The organism is Micromonospora sp. IBHARD004, from assembly GCF_052814115.1.
This window is the reverse complement of the sequence record NZ_CP199934.1, coordinates 4,730,623-4,749,325: the sequence shown is the minus strand read 5'-3', so window position 1 is coordinate 4,749,325 and position 18,703 is coordinate 4,730,623. Positions and strand designations below refer to the sequence as shown.

Sequence of the window (18,703 nt, the reverse complement as noted above, 5' to 3'; positions counted from 1 at the left end):
ATACCCGGCCAGGACGGTGTGATGGGTTCCCGCAGTACGAATCTCCGTACCAAAGTCATCGCCCTGCTCGTGTCGCTGATCGCACTGTGGGCCTTCGCGGCGTGGGTGACCGTCCGGGACGGCTTCAACCTGCTCGGCGTCCAGACGCTCAACGCGCGGGTCTTCGAGCCGAGCGATCCGCTGCTGCTGCAACTGCAGAGCGAGCGGCGGCTTTCGCTGTCGTACCTGGGTCAGCCCGACCCGGACCAGCTCAAGGAGTTGGCCGCGCAGCGGCAGCGGACCGACGAGACCGCCGCCGCGCTCTGGCGGTCCGCCCAGGACTGGCGGACCGAGCTGCCGGCGGGCGACCAGCTCGAACAGCGGATCGCCGCGCTCAGGACCGAGGTCGACCAGCTCGGCGGCATCCGCGCCGAGGTGGGACAGAGGACCATCGACCGGACCGCGACGCTGGCCGCGTACAACGAGGCGATCGACGCGATCTTCGGGGTCTTCGACGCGCTCGGCGGTCTCGACGACGACCAGATCGCCCGGGACACCGCCGCGCTGATCGACCTGAACCGGGCCCGCGAGCTGCTGTCGCAGGAGGACGCCCTGCTGACGGGCGTCCTGGCGGCCAACCGGATGACCGTGGCCGAGCAGACGGCCTTCGCCCGGCTGGTCGGCGCCCAGCGGTACCTCGCCGCGCGCACCGCGAACGACCTGTCCTCGCCGGACCGGGACCGCTACCGGGCGATGGTCGACGGTGCCGCGTTCCGGCAGCTGCGCGGCTTGGAGGAGCGGGTCCTGGTGGCCAAGGGCACCGACGTCCAGCCGCCCGTGTCGGCGCCGGCGTGGCAGGCTGCCGCCCCGCAAGCGATGGAGGGCCTGCGTGGCGTCATCCTCGCCGGCGGCGAGGACATCGTGTCCCGGGCGACCCCGGTCGCCGTCATGGTGATCGTGCGGCTGGTGCTGGCGGCCGGCCTCGGCCTGCTCGCCGTCATCGCGTCCATCGTGGTCTCGGTGACCACCGCGCGGTCGCTGGTCCGGCAGCTCGAACGGCTGCGTGAGGCCGCGTTCCGGCTGGCCAACGAGCGGCTGCCCGGCGTGGTGGAGCGGCTCGGCCGGGGCGAGGAGGTCGACGTCGACCGGGAGGCGCCCCCGTTGCAGTTCGGCGACGACGAGATCGGTCAGGTGGGCAAGGCCTTCAACGTCGTGCAGGAGACCGCGATCCGGACCGCCGTCGAGCAGGCCGAGCTGCGCCGCAGCGTCCGCGAGGTGTTCCTCAGCCTGGCCCGGCGCACCCAGGCCCTGGTGCACCGCCAGCTCACCCTGCTCGACGCGATGGAACGCCGCGAGCACGACGCCGAGGAGCTGGAGGACCTGTTCCGGGTGGACCACCTGGCCACCCGGATGCGGCGCAACGCCGAGAACCTGATCGTCCTCTCCGGCTCGACCCCGGGCCGGGCCTGGCGCCGCAACGTGCCGATGGTCGACGTGGTCCGCGGCGCGGTGGCCGAGGTCGAGGACTACACCCGGGTGAACGTGCTGCCGCTGGGCCCGGTGTCGCTCGCCGGCCGGGCCGTCGGTGACGTCATCCACCTGCTGGCCGAGCTGATCGAGAACGGACTGTCGTTCTCGCCCCCGCACACCACCGTCGAGGTGCGCGGCCAGGTGGTGGCCAACGGGTTCGCCATCGAGATCGAGGACCGGGGCCTCGGCATGAACGAGGAGGACCTCGCCGCCGCCAACCACCGGATCGTCGACCGGTCCGAACTGAACCTGGCCAACGCCGCCCGGCTCGGCCTCTACGTGGTCAGCCGGCTCACCGGCCGGCACGGCGTGCGGGTGCAGCTCAAGGAGTCCGCGTACGGCGGGACGACGGCGGTGGTGCTCATCCCGCTCGACCTGGTCACCGACGACGGCCCCGACCCGACCACCTCCGGCGGGTTCCGGGTCGGCACGGGGACCGGCCGGCCACTCATGGTGGGCACCGGGAGCGGACGGTCCGAACCGGCCGGCGAGCAGCCCACCACCCCGGTGGCGCTGGCCGAGCCGACCCGCCCGGCCACGCCGGACGCCGGGCGCCGGGAGGCCGCCGCGGACGACGTACCGGCCGGCACGGACCCGGTACCCGACCGCGTCGCGGTGGCCGCGCCGGACGAGCCGCCGGTGACGGAGACGGGGCTGCCGACCCGGCGGCGGACCGGGCAGCCGGGGCTGGACGATCCGACCTTCCCGACCGGCCTGCCGGTGACGGCCGGACGGTCCACCGGGGACGGTGCCGCCGCCCCGGCGGCCGACGCCGCGCCGGACGGGGCCGCCGGCCCGGCGGAACCGGCCCGGACCGACTCCGGGCTGCCGGTGCGGGTCCGGCAGGCGAGCATAGTGCCGGAGCTGCGTGACGAACCGTCCCCTTCGGACGCTGACGAGGACGACGACACGGTACGGCCGCCGGAGCAGGTGCGCCGGATGATGAGCTCCTACCAGAGCGGCACCCGACGCGGCCGGACCGACGCGGCACGGCTGCTCGGCGGGGTGACGCGCGGGTCCGATAGCGGGCCGGACACCGGGGACGAGCAGGCGACCTGAGGACGACGTCGGTCCGGCGGCACCCGATGCGGCCGGTACGACGGAGCGAGCACGGCGAAACCAGCCGGGGGAGAAGAGGACGACGAGTGGCGCAGAAGACGGCTTCGAGCGCGGACCTGACGTGGCTGCTGGATGATCTGGTCGGCCGGGTGAAGCAGGCGGAACACGCCGTGGCGCTCTCCACCGACGGTCTGCTGATGGCCTCCTCACAGGGGCTGAGTCGGGACGACGGTGAGCACCTGGCGGCGATGGCGGCCGGCATCCAGAGCCTGGCCCGGGGCGCGGGCAAGCGGTTCGGCGGTGGTCAGGTGCAGCAGACCATCATCGAGATGCAGTCGTCGTTCCTGTTCGTCACGGCGGCCGGCCGCAACGCCTGCCTGGCGGTGCTGGCCTCCGAGGACGCCGACGTGGGCCTGATCGCGTACGAGATGGCGATGCTGGTCACCCGGGTCGGGAGGTTCGTCGCCTCGCCGACGCGGACACCCGACCAGTCGGCCGGCGAGGCCCCGACGCGATGACCGTGCAGGGGGACTCCGCGGAGCACGAGTGGGTGGACGACCACGCGGGCCCGGTGGTGCGCCCGTACGCGGTCACGCGCGGCCGGGCCCGCCCGGTCACCGGCACGTTCGACCTGATCTCCCTGGTGACGGCGACCCGGGCCGACGTGGGCGTGGAGTCGGGGCTGGGCCCCGAGCACGTGGCCATCGTCGGCCTCTGCCAGCGGATGCAGTCCGTGGCGGAGGTCGCCGCCCATCTCGACCTGCCGGTGGGCACCGTCCGGGTCCTCCTCGGTGACCTGGTGGCCCGCAACCTGGTGCAGGTCCGTGAGCCGCGCGCCACCACCGCCGGCCTTCCCGACGACAGTGTTTTCGAGGCGGTTATCAATGGACTTCGGGCCCTCTGAGCGGCCGGCGGGAGCGGCGCCGCTGCCCACCGCGATCAAGATCCTGATCGCCGGCGGTTTCGGCGTGGGCAAGACCACCATGGTCGGCGCGGTCAGCGAGACCCGACCGCTGCGGACGGAGGAGGTGCTGACCGAGACCGGGGTGGGGATCGACGACCTCTCCGGCGTGGAGCAGAAGGGCACCACCACCGTCGCGATGGACTTCGGTCGGATCACCATCAGCGACGACCTGGTGCTCTACGTCTTCGGCACCCCGGGTCAGGACCGGTTCTGGTTCGTCTGGGATGAGCTGGCGCTGGGCGCCATCGGCGCGGTGATCCTCGCCGACACCCGGCGGCTGGCCGACTGCTTCCCGTCGATCGACTACTTCGAGGGTCGGGGCACGCCGTTCGTGGTGGCGGTGAACTGCTTCGAGGGCGCCAAGGAGTACCGGCTGGACGAGGTCCAGGTGGCGCTCAACCTCGACCCCGGGGTCCCGGTGGTGCTCTGCGACGCCCGGCAGCGGGAGTCGAGCAAGGAGGTGCTCATCACGCTGCTGGAGCACGCCATGAAGACCCGCGAGGCCCGCCGCCGGGCCGCCGGCGACTGACCCCCGAACGCCGAAGGGCCCCTCCCCGCAGTCGCGGGAAGGGGCCCTTTCGCTGGTACGTCAGCTGGCGATCATGCGACGCAGCACGTACTGCAGGATGCCGCCGTGCCGGTAGTAGTCCGCCTCACCGGGGGTGTCGATCCGGACCACGGCGTCGAACTCCACGCCGGTGTCGGTGGTGACCTTCACCGTGCGCGGGCTGTCGCCGTCGTTCAGCGCGGTGACGCCGGTGATGGAGAAGGTCTCCGTGCCGGTGAGCCCCAGCGACTCGGCGTTCGTGTCGACCGGGAACTGCAGCGGCAGGACGCCCATGCCGATCAGGTTCGAGCGGTGGATCCGCTCGTACGACTCGGCGATGACCGCCTTGACGCCGAGCAGCATGGTGCCCTTGGCCGCCCAGTCGCGCGACGAGCCGGAGCCGTACTCCTTGCCGGCCAGGATGACCAGCGGGACGTCGGCCTCCTGGTACGCCATGGCGGCGTCGTAGATCGAGGTCTGCTCGCCGGTCAGGTGGTTGACCGTGAAGCCACCCTCCACACCCGGGACGAGCTGGTTGCGCAGCCGGATGTTGGCGAAGGTGCCCCGGATCATCACCTCGTGGTTGCCCCGGCGGGAGCCGTACGAGTTGAACTCGTGGCGCGGCACGCCGTGCTCGGCGAGGTACTTGCCGGCGGGGGAGTCGGCCTTGATCGAGCCGGCCGGGGAGATGTGGTCGGTGGTCACCGAGTCGCCCAGCTTGGCCAGCACCCGAGCCGGACCGATGTCGGAAACAGGCGCCGGCAGGCGCCCCATGCCCTCGAAGTACGGGGGCTTGCGGACGTAGGTGGAGCCGCCATCCCAGGCGAAGGTGTCACCGGTCGGGGTGGGCAGCGACTGCCACCGCTCGTCGCCGGCGAAGACGTCCGCGTACGCGGCGCTGAACCCGGTGGCGCCGATCGCCTGGGCGATGACGTCCTGGATCTCGGCGCTGTTCGGCCAGATGTCGCGCAGGAAGACCGGGTTGCCCTGGCTGTCGTCGCCGAGCGGCTCGTTGGCCAGGTCGATGTCCATCGTGCCGGCCAGCGCGTACGCCACCACCAGCGGCGGGGACGCCAGGTAGTTCATCTTGACGTCCGGGTTGATCCGGCCCTCGAAGTTCCGGTTGCCGGAGAGCACGGAGACGACGGCGAGGTCGCCCTCGTTGACCGCGGCGGAGACCTCCTCCGGCAGCGGGCCGGAGTTGCCGATGCAGGTGGTGCAGCCGTAGCCGACCAGGTTGAAGCCGAGCTTGTCCAGGTACGGCGTCAGGCCGGCGCGGTCGTAGTAGTCCATGACGACCTTGGAGCCCGGCGCCAGAGTGGTCTTGACCCACGGCTTGCGGGACAGGCCCTTGTCCACCGCGTTCCGGGCCAGCAGCGCCGCGCCGATCATCACCTGCGGGTTGGAGGTGTTGGTGCAGGAGGTGATCGCCGCGATCACCACGGCGCCGTGGTCCAGCTCGTACTCGACGCCGTCGGCGGAGGTGACCCGGATCGGGTTGGTGGCGCGCCCACCGGCGCCCGCAGCGGCGGTCTCCAGGTCGCGCGGCTCGTCGGCCGGGTCGCTGAACTCGTTCGCCGGCGGGTCGCTGGCCGGGAAGGACTCGGCGCTGGCCTCGTCGGCCGGGCCGTTCGCGCCGCGGGGCAGCTGCTCGCGCGCCACGCCCGGCTTGAGCTCCTTCTCGACGCCGGCGGCCTCCTCGGCCACGTAGTCGGTCAGCGCGGAGCGGAACAGGGTCTTGGCGCTGCCCAGCGGCACCCGGTCCTGCGGGCGCCGCGGGCCGGCCAGGGACGGCTCGATGGTGCCCAGGTCGAGCTCCAGGCGCTCCGAGTACTCCGGCTCGTGGTTTGGGTCGTGCCAGAGGCCCTGCTCCTTGGCGTACGCCTCGACGAGCGCGACCTGCTGCGGGTCGCGGCCGGTCAGCTCCAGGTAGCGGACGGTCTCGGCGTCGATCGGGAAGATCGCGACGGTGGAGCCGTACTCCGGGGACATGTTGCCGATGGTGGCCCGGTTTGCCAGCGGCACGGCGCTCACGCCGGGGCCGTAGAACTCGACGAACTTGCCGACCACGCCGTGCTTGCGCAGCATCTCGGTGATGGTGAGCACCAGGTCGGTGGCGGTGGTGCCGGCCGGCATCTCGCCGGAGAGCTTGAAGCCGACGACCCGCGGGATCAGCATGCTGACCGGCTGGCCGAGCATCGCGGCCTCGGCCTCGATGCCGCCGACGCCCCAGCCCAGCACGCCCAGGCCGTTGACCATGGTGGTGTGCGAGTCGGTGCCGACCACGGTGTCCGGGTACGCCTGGCCGTTACGCTCCATGATCGTGCGGGCCAGGTACTCGATGTTGACCTGGTGCACGATGCCGGTGCCCGGCGGGACGACCTTGAACTCGTTGAACGCGGTCTGGCCCCAGCGCAGGAACTGGTAGCGCTCCCTGTTGCGCTCGTACTCCAGCTCGACGTTGCGCGCGAAGGCGTCCTCGCGGCCGAAGAGGTCGGCGATGACGGAGTGGTCGATGACCAGCTCGGCCGGCGCGAGCGGGTTGACCTTGGTGGCGTCGCCGCCGAGGTCGCGGACGGCCTCCCGCATGGTGGCCAGGTCCACGACGCAGGGCACGCCGGTGAAGTCCTGCATGAGCACCCGCGCCGGGGTGAACTGGATCTCCACGCTCGGGTTGGCGGTGGGGTCCCAGCCGCCGAGCTCGCGGATGTGGTCGGCGGTGATGTTCGCGCCGTCCTCGGTCCGCAGCAGGTTCTCCAGGAGGATCTTCAAGCTGTAGGGCAGCCGGTCGTGGCCCTCCACCTTGCCGATCTTGAAAATCTCGTAGCTCGCGTCTCCGACGCGTAGCTGGGTCTTCGCACCGAAGGTGTCGAGGCTCGCCACGTCGTACTCCTTCACACCAGCGACCGTGAGTAGTCCTGAGCAGTCTGGCGCACCGACCGGGGTGACGCCCCAGTTAGGTGACACTTACCGCCGAATCTCGCTTTCAACAAAACCGTACGTCCGTCTTGCTATTGATGCAACCTCGTGCCAGGGTTCGGGACGAGGAGGTGCCACCATGATCCATCACGTCCTGCTCGCCTGCCCACCCGGCTCCGAGGCCGCGTCCCGGGCGTTCTACGCCGGCCTGCTCGGCATGACCGAGAAGGCCAAGCCGCCGGCCCTCGCCGCCCGTGGTGGCTGCTGGTTCACCGGGTACGGCGCCGAACTGCACCTCGGCGTCGAAGCGGACTTCCGGCCGGCCCGCAAGGCCCACCCGGCGCTGCTCCGCCCCAACCTCGACGACCTCGCCGCCCGGCTGGCCGCCGCCGGCCACCCGGTCACCTGGGGCGACGAAGAGATCCCCGGCATGCGCCGCTTCCACACCCACGACCCGCACGGCAACCGCCTCGAACTCCTCGCCCCGATCTCCTGACCAACCGCCCGGCCGGCGTCGCGGCCGTCGGCCGGCGCGCCCGGCCGAGTGGTGCCGGGGTTCGCGGGCGGCCGGCGCCCCGGACCGCAGGTAGGGTTCGAGGTCGGACCGGAAGGGGTGGCGGGTGGTCGACGTACAGCACTGGCTCTCCGCGCTGCCGCCGGGCGTGGTCTACCTGATCGTCGCCGCGGTGATCGGCGTCGAGAGCATGGGCGTGCCGCTGCCGGGCGAGATCGTCCTGGTCAGCTCCGCTCTGCTCGCAGCGGCCGGCGTGGTCGAGCCGGAGTGGGTGGCCACCGCCGCGGCGGCCGGCGCCATCATCGGCGACTCGGTCGGGTACGCGGTGGGCCGCCGGGGTGGCCGTCCGCTGCTGGCCCGGCTGGGCCGGCGCTTCCCCCGACATCTCGGCCCCGCGCAGCTCGCCCGCGCCGAGCAGAGCTTCGCCCGGCACGGCGTCTGGGCGGTCTTCTTCGGCCGCTTCGTGGCGCTGCTGCGGATCCTCGCCGGCCCGCTGGCGGGCGCGCTGCACGTGCCGTACCGCCGCTTCCTGGTGGCGAACGCGGCCGGCGGCCTGGTCTGGGCCTTCGGCACCACCTACCTGCTCTTCACCGTGGGCCGGGCGGCCGAGCACTGGCTCAAGGACCTCTCCTGGGCAGGCCTGGTAATCGCGATCCTCGCCGGGCTCGGCAGCACCTGGTGGCTGCGCCGCCGGGCGCACCGGCTCGACCCGGCGGAGGCGGCCGACGACGCCGAGCCGGTCCGGGCCGGCAGCGACCGCTGACCGTCCCGTACGCGGAGACGGCGAAAGGGCCGGCCCCCGGGTGGGGGTCGGCCCTTTTCGTTGGTTGGTGCTGGCGGTCAGGAGGCGGTGTAGCCGCGGGTGGCGATCCAGTCGGCGAGGTTGTCGACGCTCATCCGGTAGGAGGCCATGTTGGGGTTGGCCGAGTCGGCGATGGTGACGGTGTGGCCGTTGTCGCGGTAGCCCACGACGCTGATGTAGTGGCCGCCCTCGAAGGAGTGGGTGTTGCCGTCGGTGTCGGTGGCGGTGCCGGCGATGTTGGCGACCACGGCCCGACCGTCGTCCACGGTGCGGACGATGTCGGCGCGCAGCTTGTCGGTCTGCTTGTCGTCGGCCTTGTTGTCGCGGATCTCCACCGACTTGTAGACGTTCTTACCGGTTTCCTTGTTCAGGACCGGGGTGATGTCGTTGACGCTGTTGGTGCCGGCCTCGGTGGTGCCCATCTCCTTGGCCATGGCGTCCACGTTGATGTCCTTGCCCTGCACGGACAGGGCGTTACGGGTCGCGGCGGGGCCGCAGTAGTAGAAGTTCGGCTGGGCCTCGTAGCGGACGTTGAGTTCCCGCTCGCTGCCGTGCTTGCGGTCGGTCTGCACCTGCGCGGCGGGCTTGGCCTCGGCGGCGTGGGCGGCGATCGCGGGGCCGGCGATGCCACCGGCGGTGGCGGCGAGGCCGGCAGCGGTCAGGGCGGTCTTACGGATCAGATCGGTACGCATGATGGCGTGCTCCTCTGCCTTGGGGGTACACGACACACCGCAGGGGGGTGCGGTGACGCGCGAAAAAGGGGGGAAAGTCCTGGGGGATCTGCCCGGCGGCTCGGCCTGCTCGGGTGTCCCGGGGATATAACCGTCCCGGCCGGCCGGGTGTTCCCACGGCCAGGGCTTCGGGCTCTACCACCCGGCAGACCCGCGGTGGTATGCCATGTACAACGCCCCGACCCCCGCCGGCATTCCACCGCCGGGGTGGCCCGGCCCACTGGACGGCCCGCCACAAACCGGACAGCCGGCGCAGGCCGTCCCAGCGAAACCCGACACGCCCGCCCATGGCGCTCACAAGCGGCCACCGACCCCCCGCGCCCGCCGGGTCTCGACGGGCCAGGATCCGCGCACCTTGCGGGAAACGGCTGCCTCCCGGCGCGCTGGCCGCACTTCTCGCAGGTTTGTGCGGATCTTGGGGGCGTGCGCGAGGCGCAGGGGCTGGTCAGGGGGCGGTCAGGCGGGTCCAGCTGCCCGCACGACCTACGGGGGATCTGCCACCATGTCGGTCATGGAGATCTGGCACAACCCGGCCTGCTCGAGGTGCGCCACCGCGCGGGCGACCCTCGACGAGGCGCGGGTGTCGTACCGGCTGCGGGCGTACCTGGAACAGCCGCCGAGCGCGGCCGAGCTGACCGAGGTGCTGCGCCGGCTCGGTGCCCGCGCGTGGGACATCTGTCGGACCGGTGAGCCGGCCGCGGTCGCCCAGGGCATTGCCGAGTGGCCGCGCGACGACGCCGAGGAGCCCCGCTGGATCGCGGCGATGGTCGCCCATCCGGAGCTGATCCAGCGCCCGATCCTGCTGCTGGACGACGGCGGCGCGCTGGTTGGTCGTACCGCCGAGGCGCTCGACCTGGCGGCGCGCCGGACGGCCCGCGACGGCGGGTGAGCGGCGCGGGTGCCGGGTCAGGGCCGGTCGTCGGCCGGCGTGGCGGCCCCCGCGGCCTTCGCGTGCCGCTCGCGCAGCCGGTCCCGGATCTCCTCCGGGGTGTACGCCCGCCGCCGCCGCTCCGCCCGGGCGATGACCACTCCGGACGCCGCGACGCCGGCGAGGCCGGCCAGTCCGAGCACCTTCCACCACCGCATTCGTTGCCGCATCCGCTTAGGGTAGTCGTCCATGAGCATCAGCCTGGACGAGGCCGTGGAGCTGACCCGGACCGGCGACCTGTGGGTGTTCCGGGGCCGCAGCGCTCCCGACCGCGCGATCCAGTTCACCACCAACAGCCCGGTGAACCACGTCGGCATGGCGGTGGTGCTCGACGACATGCCGCCGCTGATGTGGCACGCCGAGCTGGGCCGTTCCCTGACCGACATGTGGACCGGTACCCACCAGCGCGGCGTGCAGCTGCACGACCTGCGGGACGCGGTCTGCGTATGGGCGAACCGGTACGGGCAGCGCGGCTGGCTGCGCCAGCTCGAACCGCCGGCCGACGCCGCGATGGAGGAGGCGGTGCTGCGGACCGTCGCCCGCCTCGACGGCACCCCCTTCCCGTCCACCGCGCAGCTCGCCTGGCGCTGGGCGCGGGGGCGGGTGCCCGACGTGCGTCGCCGGACGCCCTCCGGCAGCGACGGTGGGGGTGTGCCGGTGCGCGACCGGGCGCTGGAGACGGCGTACTGCGCCGAGGTGGTGGCCGTGACGTACGAGGCGATGGGGCTGCTGCCCGCCGGCCGCCGTCCGAACTGGTACGACCCGGGGCGGTTCTGGAGCGGCGACGACCTCGACCTCACCGGCGGCGCCCAGCTCGGCGCCGAGATCGAGGTACGCATCCCGCCGCGCTGAGCAGGTTTGACGCGCCGCGTGCGCGGCAATTGAGACCGGCGTGAAGGCCTCGACGCATCTCGACACGCTCACCGACTTCTTCGACCGGTACGGCGTGGCGCTGACCGCCGGCGACGTGCCCGCCATCGCCGGCTGCTACTCCCTGCCCGGGCTGGTGGTGGCGGACACCTACAGCTTCTCGTTCACCTCGGCGGCCGCGGTGGCGCTCTCCTTCGTCGGCGCGGCGCCGGACTACCAGGAGCGCGAACTCGTCGCGGCCAACGCGCAGTTCGAGGACGTGCAGCAGATCTCCGCGCTGCTCACCGAGGTGGCGGTGCGGTGGGAGTTCCTGGACAGCCAGGGCCGGGCGGTGCCGGGCGAGCGCTACCGCTACGTGCTGCGGTCCACCGAGGACGGCCCGGCCATCTGCACCGTCATCCGCACGGCGTGACGGGGATGGCCTCTCCGCCCGTCGGCCCCGCCTGGTACCGGGTCCTGCTGACGGTCCTCTGCGTGATCGGCGTGGTCTGGTTCGCGGTCGGCCGGGCCTGGGTTCCCGCCCTGGTCTGCGCGCTCGGCGCGGCGCTGGGTGTCATCGACGTCGTACGGCTGCGCCGCGCCGCGCGTGTTCGGGCCGGTCAGCGGTGAGCCGTCGGCACCCAGAACCGGAGCTTGCCGGCCCGCTCGTCCTCCAGCACGCCGCCGTTGCGCTCGATGACCCGCCGCGAGGCCACGTTCTCCGCGTCGCAGGTGACCAGCGCCCGGTCGATGCCGAGCGCGTGGGTCACCGGCAGCGCCGCGCGGAGCATGGCGGAAGCGTGGCCCCGCCGACGGGCGCTGGCGCGTACGTCGTAGCCGATGTGGCCGCCCATCTCGAGCAGGGACGGGGTGAGCCGGTGCCGGACGGCGATCCGGCCGAGGTACTCGTCGCCGTCGGCCCACCAGAGGGTCGTGGCGGGCACCCAACCCGCCGGGCGGGGCGTCTCCTCCAGCTCCTGCGCGCGCAGCTCGGCGACGTACCGGGCGAACCCCGGCGCGGTGTGCCACGTGCCGCCGTGCTCCCGGATCTCGCTGCCGACCATGGTGTGGTCCTGCCGGTCGCCGCGCCCCTCGGCGCGGAATTCGGTCATCGCGGCGAGGAAGCTGGCGCGCAGCCGTTCGGTGGGCGGGATCAACGCGGGCATGGTCGTGAGTAGACCCGAACCGCCGGTCGCCGGCCACCCGTTTTCCGAGTCCCGCCGACCGGACGGTCGGATCGGGGTGGGCGGGACGCGCCAGGCGGGTCAGGCTGGCTACGCTGGCGCGTCGGCTCCGACGAGGGGGGACCTGATGAGCATCGAGCAGGACGAGCAGGCGGGTTCGTCGTCCGTACCGAGGTTGCTGACTTCGGTGCCCTGGGTCGTGGTGCTGCTGGGCGTCAGCCTGCTGACCGTCCTGCTGCTCGTGACCCTGGTCTCCCTGCGCGGGCCGGAGCAGCAGTCGGCGGTGCCGCCGCCGGCCCCGCCGATCTATCTGCCCACCGTGGGTGCGATGGCGACGTCCGCCCCGCCATCCGATGCTCCGCTGGTCGCCGTCGACGCCAGCGCCTCGCCGAGCCTCTCCGCCAGTGGCACCCCGTCGCCCCGGGCCAGCTCGGCCCGGCCGTCCGTGTCGGCGTCCGGCGTGGGCGCCGCGCCGCGGAGCGGCACGCTGTCCGCGCGTTACCAGGCCACGGCGAGTGAGCGGGACTACTTCGAGGCCCAGCTGACGGTCAGCAACGGCTCCGCCCGGAGTCAGGACTGGCAGGTGGAGCTCCTCTTCAGCGGCAACGTGAAGAGCATCCATGCGTCCTCCGGCTCAGGGCTCTCGGTGACCTCCCAGGGCAGCGGTGCGTTCGTGCTGCGCGGCACCGGCCCGCTCGGCGCCGGGCAGAGCGCCGTCGTGCAGATGCGGTTCAGCCGTACGGGCACCGGTGACCGGCCGGGTCAGTGCACCGTCAACGGCACGGCCTGCGTCATCGGCTGACCGCACGGCTGTCGGGGACCGGGCACTTCTCGACACTGCTCCCGATCGTCACGCTCGCCCGGACCGCGTGGGGCTGGACGGTCCGGTTGGTCTTTCCGCGGGGACGGCTCGTCACGTCCTAAGTGGACGGTGCGGGGCAGGGCAACGGCGACTTCTCCGACGGCGTCTTCACGTACCGCAGCGGGTGGACCTGGCGGCCGGCGCGTCGGTGCCGCCGCGGTTGCACGTCGAGGGTGTGTTTCGCAAGATGGCTGCTTTGTTGCGACGTGGTTTGCAAGCTATTGCAGAATGTTTCGGCAAGAGCTAGCGTGCGGGCGAATCAGCGACCAGAGGAAGGCCGTCGATGAAACCCCCGCCGATATCCCGCAAGGCGCTGCTCGCCTTGGTCTCCACCCTCACCCTCGCCCTCGTCGGCGCGCCGGTCGCCGTTCACCAGCTGGGCGCCGACGCCACCGACCGGTCCGCCGGCACGGACCTCCTCGCTGCCGCCGGCGCGGCCCAGTGGCGCCAGGAGCCGTCCGCCGAGGCCCTGCTCAAGGCCAGCACCAACACCGCGAAGGCCGACCAGTTCTACTTCGTCCTGCCGGACCGCTTCGCCAACGGCGACAAGCGCAACGACACCGGCGGCCTCAGCGGTGACCGGCTGAGCACCGGGCTCGACCCCAAGGACAAGGGCTTCTACCACGGCGGCGACCTCAAGGGCGTCATCAACAAGCTCGACTACATCCAGGGGCTCGGCACGACGGCCATCTGGCTCGCCCCGATCTTCAAGAACCGGCCCGTCCAGGGCACCGGCGCGGACGTCTCCGCCGGCTACCACGGCTACTGGATCACCGACTTCACCCAGGTCGACCCGCACTTCGGCACGAACGAGGAGCTGAAGAAGCTGGTCACGCTCGCGCACCAGCGCGGCATCAAGGTCTACCTCGACGTCATCGTCAACCACACCGCCGACGTCATCAAGTACGCCGAGGACAAGTACGCCTACGTCGACAAGAAGACCGCGCCGTACAAGGACTCCCAGGGGCGGGCCTTCGAGGACCGCAACTACGCCGACGGCACCCGGGACTTCCCGCAGGTGAACCTGAAGTCGTTCCCGTACACCCCGACCTTCGCCACCGCCGCCGACGCGAAGGCGAAGGTCCCGGCGTGGCTGAACGACCCGACCATGTACCACAACCGCGGTGACTCGACCTTCGCCGGCGAGAACAGCGAGTACGGCGACTTCTTCGGCCTGGACGACCTGTGGACCGAGCGGCCCGAGGTGGTGCGCGGGCTGACCAAGGTCTACGGCGACTGGATCGGCAGCACCGGCGTCGACGGTTTCCGGCTGGACACCGTCAAGCACGCCAACCTCGACTTCTGGCCGCAGTTCAGCCAGGGCATCAAGCGGGCCGCCGAGAAGGCCGGCAAGAAGGACTTCTTCATGTTCGGCGAGGTCTACAGCGCCGACCAGGAGATCGAGTCGACGTACGTCCGGCAGGGCGGCCTGCCCGCCACCCTCGACTTCTCCTTCCAGGAGGCCGCCCGCGGCTACACCGCCGCCGACGGCTCCGCCAAGGCGCTCGCCGACCTGTACGCAAGGGACGACCTCTACGCCGCCCGGGACACCGACGCCAACCGGTTGACCACCTTCCTCGGCAACCACGACATGGGCCGGATCGGCTCGTTCATCGCCGCGACCGGCGGTGACGACGCCAGCCAGCTCGGCCGCGACCAGCTCGCTCACCAGCTGATGTTCCTCACCCGCGGTCAGCCCGTCGTCTACTCCGGCGACGAGCAGGGCTTCACCGGCCCGGGCGGGGACAAGGACGCCCGGCAGGACATGTTCGCCAGCAGCACGGCGGACTACCTCGACGACGACCTGATCGGCACCACCCGCACCCACGCCAGCGATCAGTACGACAAGAGCCACCCGCTGTACCGCACCATCGCCGAGCTGGGCAAGCTGCGGCAGGCCCACCCGGCCCTGCGCGACGGCGTCCAGGTCACCCGGTACGCGGCCGACGGCGCCGGCGTCTTCGCCTTCTCCCGGATCCTGCCGGAGGACCGCACCGAGTACGTCGTCGCGGCCAACAACGCCGCCACCGCGCAGACTGTCTCCGTGGACACCTGGTCGGCCGGCGCCACTTTCACCGGCATCTACGGCGACACCGCCACCCCGGCGGCCGCCGCAGACGGCAAGCTGTCCGTAACCGTGCCGCCGATGTCGGCGGTGGTCTACCGGGCCGGCACGCCGATCCCGCAGGCCGACGCCGCTCCGGGCATCACCATCACCGAGCCGGGCGACGCCCCGGTCGCCACCAAGGCCGCCGTCACCGCCCAGGTCACCGGCGACCCGCTGGCCACGGTCACCTTCGCCGCCCGGGTCCCCGGTGGCAAGTGGACCCTGCTGGGCAGTGCGCACAAGGCCCCGTACACCGTCCACCACGACCTGACCGGGCTGGCCGGCGGCACGAAGGTCGAGTACAAGGCCGTGGTCCGCGACGGCAAGGGCCGGGTCGCCAGCGCCCGCTCCACCGGTGTCGTCGGCACCCCGGCGCAGAGCGCGTCGCGGGACTGGGCGGTGGTGCACTACCAGCGCCCGGCCGGCGGGTACGACGACTGGGGCCTCTACACCTGGGGCGACATCGACCCGGCGTACGCCACCGATTGGCCCAAAGGGCAGCCGTTCGCGGGTGAGGACTCGTTCGGCCGGTTCGCCTGGGTCAAGCTGAAGCCGGGCGCCAGGTCCGTCGGCTTCCTCGTGGTCGACAAGAACGGCAACAAGGATGTCGGCAACGACCGCACCATCGACGTGACGCAGACCGGCGAGGTCTGGGTCAAGCAGGGTGACACCGCGCTCTACCCGACCCGGCAGGCCGCCACCGGCGAGCCCGACCCGGCCGTCGACCAGAGCACCGCGGTCATCCACTGGCGCAAGGCGGACAACAACTACGACGGCTGGGGCCTGCACCTCTGGGACGGCGCCGCCAACCCCACCGACTGGGGCAGCCCGCTCAAGCCGGAGAAGATCGACTCCTTCGGCGCGGTCTTCCGGGTGCCGCTGGCGTCCGGGGCCACCGGCCTGAGCTACATCATCCACAACGGCGACACCAAGGATCAGCCCGACGACCAGCGGCTCGACTTCGCCGCCGCCGGGCACGAGGTCTGGCTGCTCGCCGGCGTCAAGGGCCGGCTGCTGCCGTCCACCTCCTCCGGCGTCGCCAAGGACGTCGACATCACCATGCAGAAGGCGCAGTGGATCGACCGGTCCAGCGTGGCCTGGCAGACCGGGGCGACCGACGGCAAGCGGTACGCCCTGGTGGCCGCCCCGACCGGTGGGCTGAGCATCGCCGACGGCGAGCTGGCCGGGACGTACACCACGCTGCCGCTGCGGGCGCAGCGCAACGGGCTCACCGAGGCCCAGCGGCAGGCCTACCCCCAGCTGTGGGCGTACCACGCCTTCAGCCTCGACACCGGTGACCTGGCCAAGGTGCCGGCGGCGCTGCGCGGGCAGCTCGTGGTGACCGAGCGGGACGCCGAGGGCAAGCTGCTCGGCGCGACCGGCGTGCAGATCCCGGGCGTGCTCGACGACGTCTACCGGGCAGCCACCACCGCGAAGCTCGGCCCGACGTTCGCCGGCAAGGTCCCCACCCTCGCCGTCTGGGCGCCCACCGCCCGGAAGGTCGCGTTGCAGCTCTTCGACTCGCCGACGGCCGAGCCGAAGACCGTGTCGATGACCCGCAACGACCGCACCGGCGTCTGGTCGGTGCGCGGCACGAAGGGCTGGACCGGGAAGTACTACCGCTACCAGGTGGAGGCCTGGCAGCCGGCGGCGCAGAAGGTGGTCACCGCCACGGTGACCGACCCGTACTCGGTGGCTCTGGCGCCGGACTCGACGCACAGCCAGATCGTCGACCTGACCGACCCGGCGCTGGCGCCGGCCGGCTGGGCGAAGCTGCGCAAGCCGGCGGCGGTGCCGTCGTCCAAGGCGCAGATCCAGGAGCTGTCGGTCCGTGACTTCTCCATCGCCGACGCCAGCGTGCCGGCCGAGCGGCGGGGCACCTACCTCGCCTTCACGGACCCGGACACGATCGGCATGAAGCACCTCAGGGCGCTCGGCGACGCGGGGGTCAACTACCTGCACCTGCTGCCGGCGTTCGACTTCGCCACCATCCCCGAGAAGCGGGCTGACCAGCAGGAGCCGGCCTGCGACCTGGCCGCGCTGCCGCCGGACTCCGACCAGCAGCAGAAGTGCGTCGCCGCGGTGGCGGAGAAGGACGGCTTCAACTGGGGGTACGACCCGCTGCACTACACCGTGCCGGAGGGCGGCTACGCCGTCGACCCGGCCGGGGCGAAGCGGACCACCGAGTTCCGGCAGATGGTCGCCGGCGTCAACCAGGCCGGCCTGCGCGTGGTGATGGACGTCGTCTACAACCACACCTCGGCCGCCGGCACCGACCCGAAGTCGGTGCTCGACCAGGTGGTGCCGGGCTACTACCACCGGCTGCTGGAGGACGGCAGCGTCGCCAACTCGACCTGCTGCGCCAACACCGCTCCCGAGCACGCCATGATGGGCAAGCTGGTGGTGGACTCCCTGGTCACCTGGGCCAAGCAGTACAAGGTGGACGGCTTCCGGTTCGACCTGATGGGTCACCACCCGAAGGCGAACATCCTGGCCGTGCGGGCCGCGCTGAACCAGCTCACCCTGGCCGGGGACGGCGTGGACGGGAAGAAGATCCTGCTCTACGGCGAGGGCTGGAACTTCGGCGAGGTCGCCAACGACGCCCGGTTCGTGCAGGCCACCCAGGCCAACATGGCCGGCACCGGGATCGGCACCTTCAACGACCGGCTCCGCGACGCGGTGCGCGGCGGTGGTCCGTTCGACGCCAACCCGCGGATCCAGGGCTTCGCCTCAGGGCTGTACACCGACCCGAACGGCGACGACGTCAACGGCTCGGCGGCCGAGCAGAAGGCCCGGCTGCTGCACTCCCAGGACCTGATCAAGGTCGGCCTGGCCGGCAACCTGCGCGGCTACCGGTTCACCGACTCGTCGGGCAAGACGGTCACCGGCGCGCAGGTGGACTACAACGGCTCGCCGGCCGGCTACACGGCCGCGCCGGGCGAGGCGGTCACCTACGTCGACGCGCACGACAACGAGATCCTGTACGACGCGCTGGCGTACAAGCTGCCGCAGGGCACCTCGGCGCAGGACCGGGCCCGGATGCAGGTGCTCGCCTTGGCGACCACCGCCTTCGGGCAGGGGACGGGCTTCATGACGGCCGGCTCGGAGCGGCTGCGCTCCAAGTCGCTGGACCGCAACTCGTTCAACTCCGGTGACTGGTTCAACCAGATCCGCTGGGACTGCGCCCAGGGCAACGGCTTCGGCGCCGGCCTCCCGCCAGCCCAGGACAACCAGTCCAAGTGGCCGTACGCGAAGCCGCTGCTGGCCGATCCCAAGCTGGTGCCGGACTGCGCGGCGATCAACCTGGCCGACGCCCGATACGCCGAGCTGCTGAAGATCCGCGCATCCTCGCCGGTCTTCGGGCTGACCATGGCCGACCAGGTGCAGCAGCGGGTGGCCTTCCCGCTCTCCGGCAAGGACGAGACGCCCGGCGTGCTCACCATGACGCTGGACGCCCGCGGGCTGGGCGGGAAGTGGAAGTCGGTGACCGTGGTCTTCAACGCCACCCCCGAGGCGGCGGAGCAGACGGTGACCGGCCTACGCGGGGCGGACGTGGCGCTGCACCCGGTGCTGCGGGACTCGGCCGACCCGGTGCTCCGGACGGCCTCGTTCGACAAGGCGAGCGGCACCTTCACCGTGCCGGCCCGCAGCGTCGCGGTCTTCGTCGGGGAGTAGTTGGCATGGATCGGCCCCCTGCCACCTCAGGTGGCAGGGGGCCGACTTCTTCC

At 72.0% G+C, this 18,703-nt stretch carries 16 protein-coding genes; 12 read left to right on the top strand and 4 right to left on the bottom strand.

What is annotated here, in order from left to right; all coding sequences use genetic code 11:
- Window positions 1–21 precede the first annotated feature (21 nt).
- From ACTWO6_RS23110 to ACTWO6_RS23095, 4 genes are all read left to right on the top strand, one after another.
- Entirely contained in the window at window positions 22–2,568 is a 2,547-nt protein-coding gene (locus ACTWO6_RS23110) for a sensor histidine kinase (RefSeq protein ID WP_446215889.1), read from the top strand.
- A gap of 86 nt (window positions 2,569–2,654) precedes the next feature.
- The gene (locus tag ACTWO6_RS23105; protein ID WP_446215888.1) at window positions 2,655–3,086 is read left to right on the top strand and encodes a roadblock/LC7 domain-containing protein; all 432 of its coding nucleotides are present in this window, start codon (window positions 2,655–2,657) and stop codon (window positions 3,084–3,086) included.
- The gene (locus ACTWO6_RS23100; protein WP_446215887.1) at window positions 3,083–3,472 is read left to right on the top strand and encodes a DUF742 domain-containing protein; all 390 of its coding nucleotides are present in this window, start codon (window positions 3,083–3,085) and stop codon (window positions 3,470–3,472) included. The genes ACTWO6_RS23105 and ACTWO6_RS23100 overlap by 4 nt, the downstream gene beginning before the upstream one ends.
- Window positions 3,453–4,061 (top strand): GTP-binding protein, encoded by a 609-nt coding sequence (locus tag ACTWO6_RS23095; protein ID WP_446215886.1) that lies wholly within the window; start codon window positions 3,453–3,455, stop codon window positions 4,059–4,061. Before ACTWO6_RS23100 ends, ACTWO6_RS23095 begins: the two co-directional genes overlap by 20 nt.
- Window positions 4,062–4,121: 60 nt before the next feature.
- On the opposite strand, the gene ACTWO6_RS23090 is transcribed toward ACTWO6_RS23095, so the two are convergent.
- The gene (locus tag ACTWO6_RS23090; protein WP_446215885.1) at window positions 4,122–6,977 is read right to left on the bottom strand and encodes an aconitate hydratase; all 2,856 of its coding nucleotides are present in this window, start codon (window positions 6,975–6,977) and stop codon (window positions 4,122–4,124) included.
- Between the two features lie 160 nt (window positions 6,978–7,137).
- Between ACTWO6_RS23090 and ACTWO6_RS23085 the strand changes: the two genes are divergently transcribed.
- The gene (locus tag ACTWO6_RS23085; protein ID WP_446215884.1) at window positions 7,138–7,494 is read left to right on the top strand and encodes a VOC family protein; all 357 of its coding nucleotides are present in this window, start codon (window positions 7,138–7,140) and stop codon (window positions 7,492–7,494) included.
- A gap of 124 nt (window positions 7,495–7,618) precedes the next feature.
- Window positions 7,619–8,275: a DedA family protein gene (locus ACTWO6_RS23080; protein WP_446215883.1), complete on the top strand. Its 657-nt coding sequence runs from the start codon at window positions 7,619–7,621 to the stop codon at window positions 8,273–8,275.
- 77 nt (window positions 8,276–8,352) lie between these two features.
- On the opposite strand, the gene ACTWO6_RS23075 is transcribed toward ACTWO6_RS23080, so the two are convergent.
- Entirely contained in the window at window positions 8,353–9,006 is a 654-nt protein-coding gene (locus tag ACTWO6_RS23075) for a C39 family peptidase (RefSeq protein ID WP_446215882.1), read from the bottom strand.
- A 550-nt stretch (window positions 9,007–9,556) separates the two neighbouring features.
- On the opposite strand from ACTWO6_RS23075, the gene ACTWO6_RS23070 reads away from it, so the two are divergent.
- The gene (locus tag ACTWO6_RS23070) at window positions 9,557–9,934 is read left to right on the top strand and encodes an ArsC/Spx/MgsR family protein (RefSeq protein WP_446215881.1); all 378 of its coding nucleotides are present in this window, start codon (window positions 9,557–9,559) and stop codon (window positions 9,932–9,934) included.
- Between the two features lie 17 nt (window positions 9,935–9,951).
- On the opposite strand, the gene ACTWO6_RS23065 is transcribed toward ACTWO6_RS23070, so the two are convergent.
- Window positions 9,952–10,164, bottom strand: a complete 213-nt coding sequence (locus ACTWO6_RS23065) for a hypothetical protein (RefSeq protein WP_130338066.1) — start codon at window positions 10,162–10,164, stop codon at window positions 9,952–9,954.
- On the opposite strand from ACTWO6_RS23065, the gene ACTWO6_RS23060 reads away from it, so the two are divergent.
- From ACTWO6_RS23060 to ACTWO6_RS23050, 3 genes are read left to right on the top strand one after another with little or no spacing between them, the layout of a single operon-like run.
- Window positions 10,163–10,825 carry a hypothetical protein gene (locus ACTWO6_RS23060; protein ID WP_446215880.1) on the top strand — a complete coding sequence of 221 codons (663 nt, stop codon included), beginning with the start codon at window positions 10,163–10,165 and terminating at the stop codon, window positions 10,823–10,825. The two genes, ACTWO6_RS23065 and ACTWO6_RS23060, sit on opposite strands and share 2 nt — an antisense overlap.
- Window positions 10,826–10,865: 40 nt before the next feature.
- Window positions 10,866–11,255, top strand: coding sequence for a hypothetical protein (locus tag ACTWO6_RS23055; protein WP_446215879.1), 390 nt, complete (start codon window positions 10,866–10,868; stop codon window positions 11,253–11,255).
- A gap of 5 nt (window positions 11,256–11,260) precedes the next feature.
- Entirely contained in the window at window positions 11,261–11,452 is a 192-nt protein-coding gene (locus ACTWO6_RS23050) for a hypothetical protein (protein WP_446215878.1), read from the top strand.
- Here the strand turns inward: ACTWO6_RS23050 and ACTWO6_RS23045 are convergent.
- Window positions 11,443–11,988: a GNAT family N-acetyltransferase gene (locus ACTWO6_RS23045; RefSeq protein WP_446215877.1), complete on the bottom strand. Its 546-nt coding sequence runs from the start codon at window positions 11,986–11,988 to the stop codon at window positions 11,443–11,445. The two genes, ACTWO6_RS23050 and ACTWO6_RS23045, sit on opposite strands and share 10 nt — an antisense overlap.
- 145 nt (window positions 11,989–12,133) lie before the next feature.
- Between ACTWO6_RS23045 and ACTWO6_RS23040 the strand changes: the two genes are divergently transcribed.
- Both ACTWO6_RS23040 and pulA read left to right on the top strand, forming a co-directional pair.
- The gene (locus ACTWO6_RS23040; RefSeq protein ID WP_446215876.1) at window positions 12,134–12,808 is read left to right on the top strand and encodes a cellulose binding domain-containing protein; all 675 of its coding nucleotides are present in this window, start codon (window positions 12,134–12,136) and stop codon (window positions 12,806–12,808) included.
- Between the two features lie 343 nt (window positions 12,809–13,151).
- Complete coding sequence (gene pulA / locus ACTWO6_RS23035; RefSeq protein WP_446215875.1) at window positions 13,152–18,650, top strand: pullulanase-type alpha-1,6-glucosidase; 5,499 nt, start codon at window positions 13,152–13,154, stop codon at window positions 18,648–18,650.
- The last annotated feature ends 53 nt before the right edge of the window (window positions 18,651–18,703 follow it).

What these genes read in the sequence shown, in the direction of transcription:
- ACTWO6_RS23060 (WP_446215880.1), top strand. Translation starts at nt 10,163, where the DNA reads ATGAGCATCAGCCTGGACGAGGCCGTGGAGCTGACCCGGACCGGCGAC.
- ACTWO6_RS23050 (WP_446215878.1), top strand. Translation starts at nt 11,261, where the DNA reads ATGGCCTCTCCGCCCGTCGGCCCCGCCTGGTACCGGGTCCTGCTGACG.
- ACTWO6_RS23095 (WP_446215886.1), top strand. Translation starts at nt 3,453, where the DNA reads ATGGACTTCGGGCCCTCTGAGCGGCCGGCGGGAGCGGCGCCGCTGCCC.
- ACTWO6_RS23110 (WP_446215889.1), top strand. Translation starts at nt 22, where the DNA reads ATGGGTTCCCGCAGTACGAATCTCCGTACCAAAGTCATCGCCCTGCTC.
- ACTWO6_RS23100 (WP_446215887.1), top strand. Translation starts at nt 3,083, where the DNA reads ATGACCGTGCAGGGGGACTCCGCGGAGCACGAGTGGGTGGACGACCAC.
- ACTWO6_RS23045 (WP_446215877.1), bottom strand. Translation starts at nt 11,988, where the DNA reads ATGCCCGCGTTGATCCCGCCCACCGAACGGCTGCGCGCCAGCTTCCTC.
- pulA (WP_446215875.1), top strand. Translation starts at nt 13,152, where the DNA reads ATGAAACCCCCGCCGATATCCCGCAAGGCGCTGCTCGCCTTGGTCTCC.
- ACTWO6_RS23070 (WP_446215881.1), top strand. Translation starts at nt 9,557, where the DNA reads ATGGAGATCTGGCACAACCCGGCCTGCTCGAGGTGCGCCACCGCGCGG.
- ACTWO6_RS23065 (WP_130338066.1), bottom strand. Translation starts at nt 10,164, where the DNA reads ATGGACGACTACCCTAAGCGGATGCGGCAACGAATGCGGTGGTGGAAG.
- ACTWO6_RS23075 (WP_446215882.1), bottom strand. Translation starts at nt 9,006, where the DNA reads ATGCGTACCGATCTGATCCGTAAGACCGCCCTGACCGCTGCCGGCCTC.
- ACTWO6_RS23040 (WP_446215876.1), top strand. Translation starts at nt 12,134, where the DNA reads ATGAGCATCGAGCAGGACGAGCAGGCGGGTTCGTCGTCCGTACCGAGG.
- ACTWO6_RS23085 (WP_446215884.1), top strand. Translation starts at nt 7,138, where the DNA reads ATGATCCATCACGTCCTGCTCGCCTGCCCACCCGGCTCCGAGGCCGCG.